Annotated in this window: 14 protein-coding genes; 10 read left to right on the forward strand and 4 right to left on the reverse strand. The window is 37.2% G+C overall.

Annotated elements, in window-relative coordinates; all coding sequences use genetic code 11:
* Positions 1-144 precede the first annotated feature (144 nt).
* Positions 145-606, reverse strand: coding sequence for an RrF2 family transcriptional regulator (locus KHA96_RS09060; RefSeq protein ID WP_213128988.1), 462 nt, complete (start codon positions 604-606; stop codon positions 145-147).
* A gap of 199 nt (positions 607-805) precedes the next feature.
* Between KHA96_RS09060 and hmpA the strand changes: the two genes are divergently transcribed.
* The 3 genes from hmpA (at position 806) to KHA96_RS09075 (ending at position 4,939) form a co-directional block, all read left to right on the forward strand.
* Positions 806-2,026, forward strand: a complete 1,221-nt coding sequence (gene hmpA / locus KHA96_RS09065) for an NO-inducible flavohemoprotein (RefSeq protein ID WP_213128989.1) — start codon at positions 806-808, stop codon at positions 2,024-2,026.
* Positions 2,027-2,259: 233 nt separating this feature from the next.
* Positions 2,260-3,036 carry an ABC transporter ATP-binding protein gene (locus tag KHA96_RS09070; RefSeq protein ID WP_213128990.1) on the forward strand — a complete coding sequence of 259 codons (777 nt, stop codon included), beginning with the start codon at positions 2,260-2,262 and terminating at the stop codon, positions 3,034-3,036.
* The gene (locus KHA96_RS09075; protein ID WP_213128991.1) at positions 3,023-4,939 is read left to right on the forward strand and encodes an ABC transporter permease; all 1,917 of its coding nucleotides are present in this window, start codon (positions 3,023-3,025) and stop codon (positions 4,937-4,939) included. The genes KHA96_RS09070 and KHA96_RS09075 overlap by 14 nt, the downstream gene beginning before the upstream one ends.
* A gap of 334 nt (positions 4,940-5,273) precedes the next feature.
* Here KHA96_RS09075 and KHA96_RS09080 read toward each other — a convergent pair whose 3' ends face one another.
* The 3 genes from KHA96_RS09080 to KHA96_RS09090 form a co-directional block, all read right to left on the reverse strand.
* The gene (locus KHA96_RS09080; RefSeq protein WP_213128992.1) at positions 5,274-6,284 is read right to left on the reverse strand and encodes a sensor histidine kinase; all 1,011 of its coding nucleotides are present in this window, start codon (positions 6,282-6,284) and stop codon (positions 5,274-5,276) included.
* Complete coding sequence (locus KHA96_RS09085) at positions 6,281-6,949, reverse strand: response regulator transcription factor (protein ID WP_213128993.1); 669 nt, start codon at positions 6,947-6,949, stop codon at positions 6,281-6,283. Before KHA96_RS09085 ends, KHA96_RS09080 begins: the two co-directional genes overlap by 4 nt.
* 173 nt (positions 6,950-7,122) lie before the next feature.
* A complete protein-coding gene (locus KHA96_RS09090) occupies positions 7,123-7,935 on the reverse strand; it encodes a TetR/AcrR family transcriptional regulator (RefSeq protein ID WP_213128994.1) in 813 nt (270 codons plus the stop codon).
* Positions 7,936-8,048: 113 nt separating this feature from the next.
* On the opposite strand from KHA96_RS09090, the gene KHA96_RS09095 reads away from it, so the two are divergent.
* The 7 genes from KHA96_RS09095 to KHA96_RS09125 all read left to right on the forward strand — a co-directional run bounded on the left by KHA96_RS09095 (position 8,049) and on the right by KHA96_RS09125 (position 14,971).
* Positions 8,049-8,930 carry an ATP-binding cassette domain-containing protein gene (locus KHA96_RS09095; protein ID WP_213128995.1) on the forward strand — a complete coding sequence of 294 codons (882 nt, stop codon included), beginning with the start codon at positions 8,049-8,051 and terminating at the stop codon, positions 8,928-8,930.
* Positions 8,930-9,715 carry an ABC transporter permease gene (locus KHA96_RS09100; RefSeq protein WP_249315530.1) on the forward strand — a complete coding sequence of 262 codons (786 nt, stop codon included), beginning with the start codon at positions 8,930-8,932 and terminating at the stop codon, positions 9,713-9,715. The genes KHA96_RS09095 and KHA96_RS09100 overlap by 1 nt, the downstream gene beginning before the upstream one ends.
* Positions 9,716-9,885: 170 nt before the next feature.
* On the forward strand, positions 9,886-11,232 hold the full coding sequence (locus KHA96_RS09105; protein WP_213128997.1) for an MATE family efflux transporter: 1,347 nt from the start codon (positions 9,886-9,888) through the stop codon (positions 11,230-11,232).
* 136 nt (positions 11,233-11,368) lie between these two features.
* Positions 11,369-12,382: an SIS domain-containing protein gene (locus tag KHA96_RS09110; RefSeq protein WP_213128998.1), complete on the forward strand. Its 1,014-nt coding sequence runs from the start codon at positions 11,369-11,371 to the stop codon at positions 12,380-12,382.
* A gap of 46 nt (positions 12,383-12,428) precedes the next feature.
* Positions 12,429-13,211, forward strand: coding sequence for a fructoselysine 6-kinase (gene frlD / locus KHA96_RS09115; RefSeq protein WP_213128999.1), 783 nt, complete (start codon positions 12,429-12,431; stop codon positions 13,209-13,211).
* Positions 13,212-13,269: 58 nt separating this feature from the next.
* Entirely contained in the window at positions 13,270-13,998 is a 729-nt protein-coding gene (locus tag KHA96_RS09120; RefSeq protein ID WP_213129000.1) for a GntR family transcriptional regulator, read from the forward strand.
* A 94-nt stretch (positions 13,999-14,092) separates the two neighbouring features.
* Entirely contained in the window at positions 14,093-14,971 is an 879-nt protein-coding gene (locus KHA96_RS09125) for a TolB family protein (RefSeq protein WP_249315422.1), read from the forward strand.
* Positions 14,972-15,088 lie beyond the last annotated feature (117 nt).

A 15,088-nucleotide genomic window follows, 5' to 3' on the forward strand; every position in this document is an offset into this window, starting at 1 on the left:
ATCGTTGTGAAATTGCAAGGTGACATAATTTTAAGATATTTTGCCAATAATTAACTAAATATATTCAGCGAAGTGTAAATGGACTATTTATTGTCGATTTGCTTTCATGAAAAAAACACTGAACATAAGCTTCAGTGTTTAATATCATTTTATTGTTGTAAGCTCAGTGTCTTCAATTCCCAATAGCGCCCGATAGGCCTGTGGCTGGACGATGATGTCGGCCAAAGTGTATTTATCTAAAACAGACAAGTAAGCTGCAAGTGCTTCGTAAAGGATATGCTTTAATCCGCAAACAGGCGAAATAGTACAATATGCATCTCCTTTTTCAAAACACGGGACGAGTTGAAAATCTTCCTCTGTTTTTCTGACAATTGCTCCAATATTAATTTCACCTGGGGCAACAGCTAATTTAATCCCACCGCCGCGTCCTCGGATTGTCTTAATCACTCCCATTTTCCCAAGTTCATGAATAATTTTTGTTAAATGGTTTTTCGAAATATGGTAAGCCTCGGCAATTTCAGAAATAGTAGAAAGAGCATCGTGAGGCTTGGATGCAAGAAAAATAAGGACTCTTAAGGAGTAATCTGTATAATTCGTTAGTCTCATGTCTTCACCTACTTGGGTTCATTATACAATTTCTGTGATAAAAGGTTAAACGGATTTGCTAAAGTTTGTTCAATATTGAACATTTAAAGTAATTTTTGTGACAGTTTTTTTAAAGCTTCCTTGAGAGGATTGTTAAAAACGGATTGTAGGGTTTAACATTAAAGATGTATTTAAAATATATGTTTAAAGGGGTTTTAAAATGGCACTCTCAAAAAGAACGATAGATATTATTAAATCTACTGTCCCTGCTTTAGAAGTACATGGTGTTCAAATCACGAGTGTTTTCTATAAAAAAATGTTTTCCGCTCATCCGGAATTATTAAATATATTCAATCATGCAAATCAATCGCAAGGTCGTCAGCAAACTGCACTTGCGAATATGGTCTATACGGCAGCAAAACATATTGATCAATTAGAAAATATTCTTCCAGCTGTTCAACAAGTCGCATATAAACATCGTGGGCTAGGAGTTAAACCTGAACATTATCCGATTGTTGGGAAGTTCCTGCTTTTGGCGATTGAGGAGGTACTTGGTGAGGCGGCAACGGACGAAATATTGGAAGCATGGGGAGAAGCGTATGGCTTCATAGCTCAAGCATTTATTGACCTTGAAGATGGACTATATGAAGAAGCAAAAAACCAAGCAGGCGGTTGGGATGGATTCAAGGACTTTGAAGTAATCGACAAGGTAGAAGAAAGTGAAGTGATCACTTCTTTATATTTAAAACCTTCGGATGGGAAGCCTATTCCAGTATTTAAACCAGGACAATATATTACAGTTCGAGTTAGTATTCCAGGTGAGCACTATAAGCTAAATCGTCAATATAGCCTTTCCATTGCCCCTGGCAAGGAATACTTCAGGATTTCAGTTAAGAAGGAAACAGATTTTGTTCCTAATGGTAAAGTATCGAATTACTTGCATGATCATGTGTTGGTAGGAGATAAACTTGAAGTTAGTGCTCCTGCAGGCGACTTCCATTTAAATGAACAGGAAGACGCCCCCATCGCATTAATTAGCGGTGGAGTAGGATTAACACCGATGATGAGCATGCTTGATGCATTAGTGCAATCTAATTGTAAAAGAAAAGTGACTTACATCCATTCAGCTAGAAATGAAGGGGTTCATGCATTTGCAGAAGATGTACGTCATTTGATTTCCCAATTGGAAAATGGCGACTTTTATTTTGGTTACGAAAAACCAATGGATCGGAATGGAAACCATCACTTTACTGGATATATTACGAAAGAATTTTTGCAAAATAAAATGGATGAAAATACAGTCTGCTATGTTTGCGGACCAGTTCCATTTTTAAAAGCAGTTGTGAACATTCTAGAAGAACTGGGTCTTCCAGAAAACAATATTCGATATGAATTTTTTGGACCAGCAATGCAATTACAAAAAGAAAAAGCTACTGTTTAAGTTAAGGCTGTCTCAAGGAGGAGATGAATTCCTCAATTGAGATAGCTTTTTTGTTTGTGAAGATCGACTAGCAATCGTCCTGACCTTCTATAATAAGGAATCTTGTTCGCCTTGCAGATTCAGTTCAGGTTACAAAAATGTAAGGATGGAGGATAAATTGTAAGGATAAGTTATGGTTGCACCTCTTCGTTTCTTTTATAGTTAGACATATAAGATAAACGAGGGTGGATGGAATGAAAAATCATATTGTATTAGAGGCTGCAAATATAAAAAAGGTTTTTGGATCAAAGGGAAACATTCAAACGGCATTGGATGATATCGAGCTAGACATATATAAAGGCGAATTTGTAGGAATTATGGGGCCATCTGGTGCAGGGAAATCAACACTATTAAATGTGTTATCAACCATTGATGCTCCAACTTCAGGTGAAATAAAGATTGATGGGGAAAGTATCCTCAAATTTAAAGAAGAAGATTTGGCTGATTTTAGAAGGGACAAATTGGGTTTTATTTTTCAGGATTACAACTTAATTGATACCCTAACTGTAAAAGAAAATATTATCCTTCCGCTTTCTTTAGCGAATGTGTCGGTTGATAAAATCGAAAATACAGTAACTGAAGTATCTAAAGCGCTTGGAATTGAAGGGATTTTACAATCTTATCCTTATAACATTTCAGGAGGGCAGCAGCAAAGAACGGCAACAGCTAGAGCGATTATTACGAATCCTAGCCTAATATTTGCAGATGAACCGACAGGAGCACTTGATTCGAAATCGGCCTATATGCTGCTCGGAACACTCTCCGATTTAAACGAACAAGAGAAAGCCACAATCTTAATGGTCACCCACGATGCATATGCAGCAAGCTTTAGCAGTCGGGTTTTATTTATTAAAGATGGGTCGATTTTCACCGAAATCAGGAAGGGAGAGCGCAGCCGCAAGCAATTTTTTGGGCAAATCATTGATATCCTCGCTACCCTTGGAGGAGGTGGACATCATGACGTTATTTAGCCTTGCCAAAAAGAATATTAAAATGAATACGAAGCACTACTTGCTTTACTTTTACCCGATGGTATTCAGTATCGTAATTTATTTTACATTCGTTTCACTCCAGTACAATAAGCAAATTAACGAATCAGCGACAGTCCTTGGGAAAGTTCAGCCAGCTTTTATGGCTGCCTCAGGTTTGTTGTTGCTATTTTCAGCGATTTTTATATGGTATTCAAATGATTTTTTTATAAGAAAACGAAAAAAAGAGGTCGCTTTATATTCATTGTTTGGGATGCGAAAGAAGCAGGTTGCGAAGCTCTTATTTTATGAAAACCTCATAATGGGAATCATGGCTCTTGGGATTGGAATGATGATTGGCGTCCTTTTATCTAAGCTTTTTATGATGCTTTTGATAAGGCTAATGGGGTTTTCAATCCTCGCTAACTTTGAAATATCATCTGGGGCGGTTATTCAAACGTTAGTCGTTTTCGTTGTGATCATTTTCGTGACATCTATTCATAATTACCGGATGATATACCGATATACATTATTGGATTTACTAAAAGCAGATAAGCAAGGGGAAAAACAGCTCAAAGTATCAAAAGCGGGTGCTATAGCATCACTATTGGCCCTCGGGATAGGATATTATGTTTTACTACAACCAAGTCATTCTTCTATATATAAGGAATACGGCTTCGTTGCCGTTCTATTTTCCTTGTTCATGATTTTAATAGGTTCTTTTCTTTTTATTCGCTCTGTTTTTGCAGTTATGTTAGAAAGAATGATGAATGCAAAGGGGCTTTATTTTAAAGGTACGAATTTAATCAGTGTTTCTCATCTTTGTTTTCGAATGAAAGGAAACACGCTCATCTTATCTATGATTGCTTTATTAAGCACAGTGACGCTTTTTGCGCTAGGGACCATTTTTAGCTTACATCATAATTTAACAGCAACGGCTCAAAGGAATTATCCGTTAAGTCTCATGTATACTTCGCAAAGTAAAGAGGTGGACGCGGAAGTCGCAATTTTAATTAAGGAAAGCGGAGAACATCCCATCATTTTTTCGGATCGTATAGAGTATTTACAAGTAGAAGGTGATCTATCAGAAACGGGAAGATGGCCAGATCAGTTTCCAATTATGCTTTTATCAGAAAAGGAATATCAACGATTAGCTGAGAAAGTAGGAGACTATGGTGCGGGCATTGAAAAAGATGAAGCCATTGTTTTTAATGATGGAAATATCAATCAGCACGCTGACCCTTATACAGGTAAAACGATTTCGATAATGAATCAGAATTTTACGATTCAAAGATACGAACAGAAGGCGATGTTAAATCAAAGTTATTATATGTTTCCAATGGTCATCGATGATGCCAACTATCAGCTGATTAAAGAGAATGGTAATGTAAAAGAATTGCAAATCTATAAATTGAAAAATGAAAAGTCAATGGAAACGTTAATGGGAAATATTGAAGAAGTGGTATTGAATGATGTTCACGGTGAGTATGATTCTTTCTTATTTTCTTCCTTTTTTCTTGAGTATCAGAAAGGGACCCAAACTTACGGGTTGCTTATTTTCATAGGAGGATTTTTAGGAATTGTATTTTTGCTGGCCACTGGAAGCATGCTGCATTACAAACAGTTAACCGAAGCTACAGCCGATCAAGGACGTTATCAAGTACTTAGTAAAATTGGAATGAGCCGCAAGCAAATTCGAATAACAGTAGCCAAGCAATTATTGCCTGTTTTTTTACTTCCGCTAGTGATTGCCATTCCTAATAGTTCATTCTTAATAACGGCGCTTGCTAGGTTTTCAGAAATTAATATGCTTCTGCCATTTTTAGGCACAATCGCGATATATATCACAATTTATTCCATTTACTATTTGATGACTGTTAGAAAATATAACATGATTGTGAATTAGTAAATAGCTCATATCGGCTGACGCATCTAATAGAACTGCCGAATAATCTGATAGACCACTTAAAACGGCTAATAGAATTGAATAACGGCTAATAGGATGTTCGAAACGGCTAATAGAATCGGATAACGGCTAATAGGATGTTCGAAACGGCTAATAGAATCGGATAACGGCTAATAGGATGTTCGAAACGGCTAATAGAATCGGGTAACGGCTAATAGGATGTTCGAAATGGCTTATAGAATCTGACAACGGCTAATAAAGTCTCCAAAATTTTTAAATAGAGTTTCATAAATGGCTGATGGAATCAATTTTAAGAAAAGGACGTGATGCCGCATCACGTCCTAATTAAGTATTCTTCTCTTAACAAATCGACTGTTCTTGAAAAAGAAATTGAGGCCTCGGTATAATTCCCTTCCACTGAATGAAGGGTGAGCTGATGCCCTAATTTGGATGCGATCCTGTTTGCGAGATACAGCCCCACTCCAGTTGAGGCAGCAATTTGTCTGCCATTTTTTCCTGTAAAACCTTTCTGGAAAACTCTTGGCAAATCTTCTGCAGCAATCCCAATACCGTTGTCGCGGATTACAATTCTTCTTTCTTTTTGTTGAATTTGAACTGAAATCATCCCGCCAACTTCGGTATATTTTAATGAATTTGATAAAAATTGATTAAGGATAAATAGAAGTCCTTTTTTATCTGTTAAGACTTCTAATAAAGCTAGATCCAATTCAAGCTTTACTTTTTTAGACAAAAATAATTTCCGATTCCCTTTTATTGCTTCCTTTATTATTTGTTCAATGTTCCATTCTTGAATGAAATAATCCTTGCTGAAATCACTTGTTCTATTATAATAAAGAGCTTGATCGACCAGATGCTCAATCTTATCAATTTCCTCTTCCATGCTATTTGGTATTTGTTCTGTCTCAATCATCATTTTCGTAACAGAGATCGGTGTTTTGATTTCATGTACCCATGATGTCATATACTCATGCCATTCTTTTTGTTCATTATGAATTTGTTCGAGCTTTTTCTCATATTGATCCTTTTGAATGTGTAGTAGTTGAGTCCATAATCTTATTTCGGATGTGTGAGTTTGTAAGGGTTCTATAATATATCCTGAATGGACTTTTTCATTTGCATCACGATAGAATGATTTTTTCTTGCGGAAATCAAATAATAAATAAATCGAAAAAAGTAAGATTAATATGAACAATAAATACAGAAGATTGTTTATATGTATGTGAATGTTTGGATCCAACCAGATGATGACTGTTGTGGTTGCCAAGCTAAAGAAAAAAACAAGCAAAAGCGACAGATGGTCAGAAAGGTAGTTTTTCCAAGTCATTGTAATAAGTATCCTTGTCGTTTCTTAGTCGCGATGGCATCTTCAACCCCAATTTCCTCTAGCTTTTTTCGCAGCCGATTTACATTTACTGTAAGAGTGTTGTCATCAATAAACTGTTCGTCTTCCCATAGTGCCCGCATGATTTCATCTCGGGAAATTATTTGACCTGCTTTTTTCATTAAGAGGTAAAGAATTTGAAACTCATTTTTCGTAAGTGCTGCCTTTTTATTCCTGTACTCAACATAGGAGTTTTGTATATTAAGAGTGAGCTCTCCAACCGAGAGTAAGTCCTTCTCTACAATAGAGCTGGACCTTCTTAAAACAGCATTCATTTTTGCTACTAACACTTCGAGTGAAAATGGCTTTTGGATATAGTCATCCCCACCCATATTCATCGCAATGACAATATCCATACTTTCTGAGCGCGACGAAATAAAAATGATTGGTACATCCGAAAGTTGACGAAGCTTGCTGCACCAATAAAAACCATTATTTCCGGGGAGATTGATATCTAAAAGAATAATATGCGGATTTTCCTTCAATGTTATTTGGTCTATACGCTCGAAGTTATCGACAAAAAGAGGCCGGAAATTCCACTTTGCTAAATATTGCCCCATTATGTCTCTCAATTTATGATCATCTTCAACTATTAATACCTTATACATGTTCATCACCTAAATTCAGTATACAAAGGGATTAGTGAATTTAATAGAATCAATCTTCATATACTCACTGAAAAGTGTAATGTAAAAATGCATTCGAGATAAAGCTTGAGAGAGCAGGCTCTTTTGATTTGGAACAAATGAATTGATGGATAATGATTGCAACTTACTTAACCCTATTTTTCCTTTGTTAAAAGATAATGTTCAATCCCATCTAACATTCGCTCAAGTCCAAAGTCAAAGTCGTTTCCTACAGGGTTTTCCTCTTTATTTTCTTCTGTATAGGCTCCTGACATCAAAACAGGATAAAGATCTGGGTAGTTTTCTTGTTTAACTAGTTTTTTTAGCGCCGCGGTATAGTCAAGGCCGCTAATTTCACTAGGAAGTTTTCCGGTCTGAATTGCTTTGTTCATATCCTTTATGATAATTCCACACCAACGTGAATATCCGCTGAGGAGAAGAACAATCGACATTTTTTCATAATCGTTTAATGGGAGATTACGCGTCGTTCGGAGCGCCATATCGACTGCTTTGAGCTGATTTGGAGTAACAGGTACGCTTGTAATGGGAATGTCGCTAAACCAAGGGTGGTCCTGAAAAACCTTAATACAGATTCTTACATACTGTCGCATTTTTTCACGCCAATCTGTTTCCACTTCTCCATTTGGATAATCAATATCTGTAACTTTCTCCTGCATAAGTAAAAGTAAATCATCTTTACTAGGAATGTATCGATACAATGACATTGGCGTAAATCCTAGAGATGATGCTAGTCGGCTCATTGATAAAGCCTCGAGTCCTTCCGTATCTGCAATATCTATAGCCGCTTCAACAATTTGTTCAATACTTAGTTCCCTTTTTGGCCCACGCTGTGGTTGTTTTCCAAGTCCCCAGCTTATAGCTATCCCAGAAGGCAAACCTTCTATTTTATCTTCAAACTTTTCTTTTTCCTTCAAGTCATTCACCTCTAGTTTTATCACTAGCACCATTTCAAAAAAATACAAAAAATCAGTTGTATTTCAATTGTATATGCAATATACTGTGTATGCAATAAACTGTTTATGTTATATACAAATATTATTTTCCAGAAGGAGGGAGACGTTTGAACCAGTCAGCTATTGAAGTAAGAGGTTTAACAAAGAAATTTGGGAAACAAATTGTGTTGGATAGGATCGACTTGACTGTTCAGCAAGGTGAGATTTTTGCCTTGCTTGGTCCAAATGGTGCGGGGAAGACGACATTGATAAATATTTTATCAACATTGATTAACCCTGATGCAGGAAGCGCTCGAGTGGCTAGTTACGATATCGAGAGAAATAGAGAAGAAGTAAAAGGCTCCATTAGTCTTACTGGGCAGTTTGCAGCGGTTGATGAAATGTTAACTGGAGAAGAAAATTTACAGATGATGGGCAGGCTATTAGGTTTATCAGGAAAGGAAACACGTTCTCGCGCAAACGAGTTAATCGATTATTTTGATTTAAAAGATGCTGCTAAAAAAAGAGTCGGGACATATTCAGGGGGGATGCGGCGGCGCTTGGATTTAGCGGGAAGCCTTGTTGTCCACAGACCAATTTTATTTTTGGATGAACCGACAACAGGTCTTGATACTCGCAGTAGACGTGCATTGTGGGACATTATTCTTGAATTGGCTAGAAAAGGAGTTACGGTATTCCTTACGACACAATATTTAGAAGAAGCAGATCAACTAGCTGACATTATTGCAGTAATTTCAAATGGTCAAATTGTAGCACAGGGGACTCCGGTAGAAATGAAATCGCGGATTGGAAATGAAGTGGTTGAACTGCGGAATGAGAAAGACGAGGTCATTAGGGAGATTCCAACGAATGGAAGTATTCATGAAGTTAAACAGATTCTTGAAGATGTGGCTTTTACGATGCCGAAAAATACACGAATAAGCATCCGCAGACCAAGCTTGGACGATGTTTTTTTATCGCTAACTTCTGAAAAAGGGAGAGATTCATGATGAACATGATCACTCAATCAAAAAGACCATCGTTGTGGATCACAAGTTCTGTATTCATAAAAAGAAGCTTACTCCATAGCCTTCGTAACGTAGATGCGTTGATAATGGCGATTATGCTTCCAATTATTCTCATGTTAATGTTTACGTATGTATTTGGAGGAGCCATTGATCCAAGTGGGCAATATGTCAATTATGTAGTTCCAGGTATCATTTTATTGTGTGCAGGATTTGGGTCATCTTCGACAGCGTTTGATGTGGCCACTGATATGAAGAACGGCATTATTGATCGCTTTAGAACGATGCCTATTCAAAGTATGAATGTGATTACAGGGCATGTCGTTGCAAGCCTTGCACGTAATCTTCTCGCAACAAGCATCGTCATAATTATGGCCCTCGTTGTGGGATTTAGGCCAAGTGCAACTATATTTGAGTGGTTTGCTGCAATAGGTATTATTGCTTTATTTATATTGACCATAACATGGCTGTTTGCTGCAATCGGACTTATAGCCAGTACTCCAGCGGCGGCAAGTGGCTATGGATTTATCATATTATTTCTCCCATACCTGTCAAGCGCTTTCGTTCCAACAACTACAATGCCTAAATGGCTGCATGGAGTAGCTGAAAACCAACCGATAACACCTATTATAGAAACCATTCGCTCGCTCTTAATGGGTGGTGCAATTGTTAATTATATATGGTGGGCAATTGGATGGTGTTTATTCATTCTATTCCTGTCAATTATATGGTCCGCTTGGACATTTAAAAGAAAAGCGGGGCATCGTTAAGTTATGAAAAAATCCAAGATCAATGTCTCCTTTGTGGAATGACAATGGAAACGTTTAATGGAACATTATTCTTTCATCTCCATCTAAAATTTCTCTAATCAAAAAATTAATAGTTTTCTCAAAAAATCAAGTATAATAGAATTTACATTTATGATTAGGGGTACAGAACAATGATGAAAGAATGGAAGAAGATACTATTACTTGCAATACCATCAATTGCCTCGTTTGCTTCATCGACACTTACAGGTACGATAAATTTGATTCTAGTTGGTCATTTAGGAGCATTGGCCATCGCCATTGTCGGTGTGACGAATGTTGTCATGTATAATGTTTGGGCGCTGTTTTCGGGGATTGGCCATACTACGAACTATTTAGTTGCCCAAAATTATGGATCAAACAACATGAAAAAAGGGATAGAGAGAACGTATATCGCTTTTTACCTTTGTATAGCAGCTAGTGCTTTTATTTTACTAGTTGGGCTGATTCTGCCTGAAGGAATTTTCAAAGTGTTGGGAAGTTCAGCGGAAATGATAGAACAAGGAAAAAGCTATTTGCAAATTCGTTTCCTTGCGATGATATTCGGAACCTTTACGTTTGTGTTTCATGGGTTTTTACGTGGTGTAGGTGATACGAAGACGCCGATGATTAGTACAATCATAGGTGGGGCTTTAATGATTTTTCTCACATATGGATTAACATATGGCCATTTTGGCTTTCCGGAAATTGGGTTGGTTGGTGCAGGGATTGCCTTTTTTGTAGGTGAACTTGTGACATTTCTATTTTGCGCTTATATCTATTTCGTAAAATTACATCCGAAATATGGCACGCGTGTACGAATTGCTTTTAACCGCTTAGAATCTAAATTAATCTTTGGTGAAAGTTCAAAGTTAGGAATTCAGGAATTCTCCTTGGCGATGGCAATGTTCGTCTTTACTGGCTTTGTCACGAGATTAGGGACCGAAGCATTAGCTGCGAATGAAATTGCCTTGAGCGTAATGAGCTTTGGTTTTATGCCTGCCTTTGCGTTTGGATCAACTGCAACTATTTTAGTTGGTCAAGAAATTGGAAAAGGGAAGCCTCTTAACGGGAGAAGAGCGGGAACAAACACCGCTATTTTAGGGTGTATATTTATTTTATTGCTTGGCGTTATTGAGTTCTTCTTTTCGGAACAAGTTGCAAAGATCTATACCCAAGATGCCCAGGTCTTTCATTTGGCGGGTAAACTCATCATGATCTCAGCTTTTTTACAAATATTTGATGGATTGTTGAACTTCTATGCTGGGGGTCTTCGTGGAATTGGCGACACTTCATTCCTACTTAAAATTTCATTAGTATTAGGTTGGTTATTATTTATTCCACTAAGCTATGTATTAACCTTTACACTAAATTTAGGCAGTGTTGGAGCATGGATTGCGCTATATTCGTATTTAATGGTGTTTGGAATTGCCGTGATGATTCGTTTTTATCGAACAGACTGGGATACTGTTAGATTAAAAACGGTCGAAGGTGAAAGCTGATTTTTAGGAGCTTAAGCAACGAGAAATTACTCGTTGCCTTAAGCTCTTTTTAATGCTAGATATATCTTGTGAATAATGTGATGCTCAATTATAATACAAGACAATACAAATATATTTCTAAGGAGGAAAATGAGGCATGTTAAAGTTTGATGAAGAAGTTTTTTTACAGTATGTAGAAAAAAGTGGTTTATCCTTTAGAGATCAAATAGAAGGCTTTGTCGATGATATTTGCGAAAAAGGATATAAAAATATTTTTCTTATCGGCGTTGGTGGAACCGTTGCCATGATGTATCCGTATGAATACATATTAAACTCAAACTCTACTATAAATGTCTATGCTGTGAATGCAGCGGAATTCATGGCTATGAATCATAGGCAATTTGGCAAGGATTCCGTATGTATTTTTACGTCTGAATCGGGTACGACGAAGGAAACAGTGGCAGCAGCGAAGTATTGTAAAGAAAGAGGCGCCACTACATTTGCATTGGTTGCAATCCCGAACACACCTTTAACACAGATTGTTGATTATTGTGTTACAACTGGTTCGGAAAAGCATTCATTTGATACTTTCTTTTTACTTTTATATATAGTGATTTTCCGATTTATACATAATAACGATGAGTTCCCTCAATATGAGCAATTCACAGAGGAGGTTTCCCTGCTTCCACGTGCCATTGTTCAGGCTGTACAATCCTTTGAAGAAAAAGCAGAGAAGTTTGCTGTTAAACATAAAGAAACAGATTATCATATGTTGGTGGGCTCTGGTATCTTGTGGGGCAACACGTATTCATATGCGATGTGTATTTTAGAGGAAATGCAATGGATTCGTACGAAGTCGATTCATGCCGCAGAATTTTTTCATGGAACGCTTGAACTCGTTGAAGAAGATACAAGTGTTATTTTATTCAAAGGTGAGGATGAAACAAGACCGCTGATGAATCGGGTAGAAAAATTCGTTGAAAAAATTACAAAGGAACTTGCAGTCATTGATACTAAAGACTTTAAAATGGAAGGCATCAGTGAAGAATTTAGAAAATATTTTGCTGTTAGCATCAATTGGGCTGTTATCAATCGCTTCAACTCATATCTTGAGCGGGAAAGAAATCATCCATTAACCCTTAGAAGATATTACAGAAAAATGGACTATTAGAATGTGGAGGGTGTTTCAGTACCCTCCTCCACAAGGCGGGGAGAAGATGAGAATCATTACGGTCGGCGATAATTGTATGGATGTCTATCAGCCAAGGGGTGAAGCGTATCCTGGAGGAAATCCCGTAAATGTTGCTGTATTTTTAAAACGGTTAGGAGCTCGTTCAGCTTATATTGGTTGGGTAGGCAGTGATTCATATGGAGAAGTAATGAAAAACAGTATTTCAGAAAAGGGGGTCGATGTATCCCACCTATCAAAGAAGGAAGGGAAAACGGCTATCTCTTATGTGGAATTGGTGAACAATGAACGTTGTTTTGGAGATTATTACGAGGGAGTTATGGCTGACTTTATTTTAACAAGGGAGGAACTAGATTTTATTGGAAAACACCTGCTTGTACATGCGGGGATTTACGGACATGTGGAAGGATATTATCCGCTTTTTAAAGAAATGGGAGTGTCTACCTCTTTTGATTTCTCTGATAAATTAGATCATCATCTTGTTGAATCATTACCGAAGTTCGTGGATTACTCATTCTTCTCCTACACGAAAGATGATTCCTTTATCCGCGAATATTTAATGAATATTAACACCCTTGGATCTCCCATTGCTGTTGCAACTTTAGGTGAAAATGGTTCTATAGCCTATGATGGAGAAAATTTTTACACATGTTGTGCAGTTGATTCTGATGTAATCGATACGATGGGAGCGGGAGATTCTTTTATAGCTGGTTTTATTTACGGAAGAGTGAAAGGGCTTTCCATAACGGATTGTTTAGATTTGGGTTCAAAAATGGCAGCAGAAACGATCCGATACTTTGGGGCATGGTGACCAGTATTTCTAGGCAATGTATAATAGATGAATAATAGAATGATAAGGGAAGATTTATATGAATTTAAATCCAGCGACTCCTCAGCCATTGTACATGCAAATAAGGCAAATGTTGAAAAATAATATTCAGGATGGAACATACAAACAAGATGAACAGATACCAACTGAGGCAGAGCTATGTGAAATGTATAATGTTAGCCGAATCACGATTCGAAAAGCTATTGAGGAATTAGTTAAGGAGGGGCTATTAACGCGAATTCCTAGAAGAGGGACCTTTGTTACGACAAATAAATTCCAGAATGAATTATTATCAGTTAGTGGATTTTCTGAATTCAGTCACCAGCTAGGAATGATCCCTAATTCACGAATATTAAAAAGTGAAGTAATTCCTGCATCAGAAGATATAGCTGAACATTTATCCATTGAAGTGGGAAGTCCTATTCTAGAGCTGGAAAGGCTCATGTATGTAAATGATCGTCCTCTTTTTTATGATATTGCTCATTATTCACTCATTCGTTTTCCTGATTTAGAGAAGAAAATTACTGGAAATGAATCGACCTACAAAATTTTTTCGGAAGATTATCAAACGGAAATTGTTAGCAATGATAAAATTATTGATGTAATTGGTGCGACAAAGGAATACGCTCATTTATTTGGATGCGATATTGGCGCAAATCTATTTAGGATATTAAAAATAGCTTATGATGCTAAAGACGAACCAGTCCACCTTTCTACTTATATGTGTGAGACGAGCAAGGTTAATTTGACCGTTCACCGGACGAAGTAGGACAGATCCTTATTATTTTTAAAAAAATTGCAGGTTTTTGCAATTTTTTATTGAATTAGTGAAGTAGTAAACGAAATGAAAAGGGGGAAAGAAGATGGAAACATTGAAAAACCCATCTAGCTTTCATATGAGGGAAAATACAAAAAGTTTCTTAGAGATTATAAATATAGAAACTGGTGAGAGAAAAACGTTGGCTGCATTTGATTATGTGATAGAAGCTCCTAATTGGACTCGTGATGACAAGCTTATTTACAACAGTGGAGGTCTTCTATATTCTTTTGACATCCATACTCTTGAAAACGCTGTGATTGATTCGGGATTTGCCAACTTTTGCAATAACGATCATGTTTTGTCTCCAGATGAAACTCAAATTGCTGTAAGCCATCATACGTTGGAAGATCGGCAATCCCGTATATATATTTTGCCGCTTAAAGGTGGCAACCCAACGCTTATAACACCAATGGCGCCTTCTTATTTGCACGGCTGGTCACCTGATGGCAAAACATTAGCTTATTGCGCTGAACGGAATGGTCAATATGATATTTATACGATCCCTGCAAACGGAGGAGAGGAAGAGCAGTTAACGAATTTCTCGGGGTTAGATGACGGTCCGGAATATTCACCAGACGGCAAACATATTTGGTTTAATTCGACACGTTCGGGCCTTATGCAAGTCTGGCGCATGAATGCAGATGGCAGCGAGCAGACGCAAATGACATCTGAAGAAAGCAATAACTGGTTTCCACATGTATCTCCAGATGGAAAAAGCATAGCCTATATTGCTTATCGAAAAGGTGATGTCGAACCAGGTGATCATCCACCGAATAAAGAGGTGGAGTTACGTTTAATGTCAAGTTCAGGAGGCGAATCACGTTCACTTGTAAAACTGTTTGGAGGACAAGGAACGATTAATGTGAACTCCTGGTCACCAGATAGTAAGTATTTAGCTTTTGTAAGTTATGAACTTACGTAATGGGGCATGGTGCCTATAGAAGCCCATTAGAAAATGATCTTTTATAAAATAAATTTGGAAATTAAGTCTGCTAGATTACTAAATAAAGCGCGCTTTAAATGTTATTCTATTAATAGA

Source organism: Bacillus sp. FJAT-49711, from assembly GCF_018343715.1.
Taxonomy (GTDB): Bacteria; Bacillota; Bacilli; order Bacillales; family Bacillaceae_C; genus Lederbergia.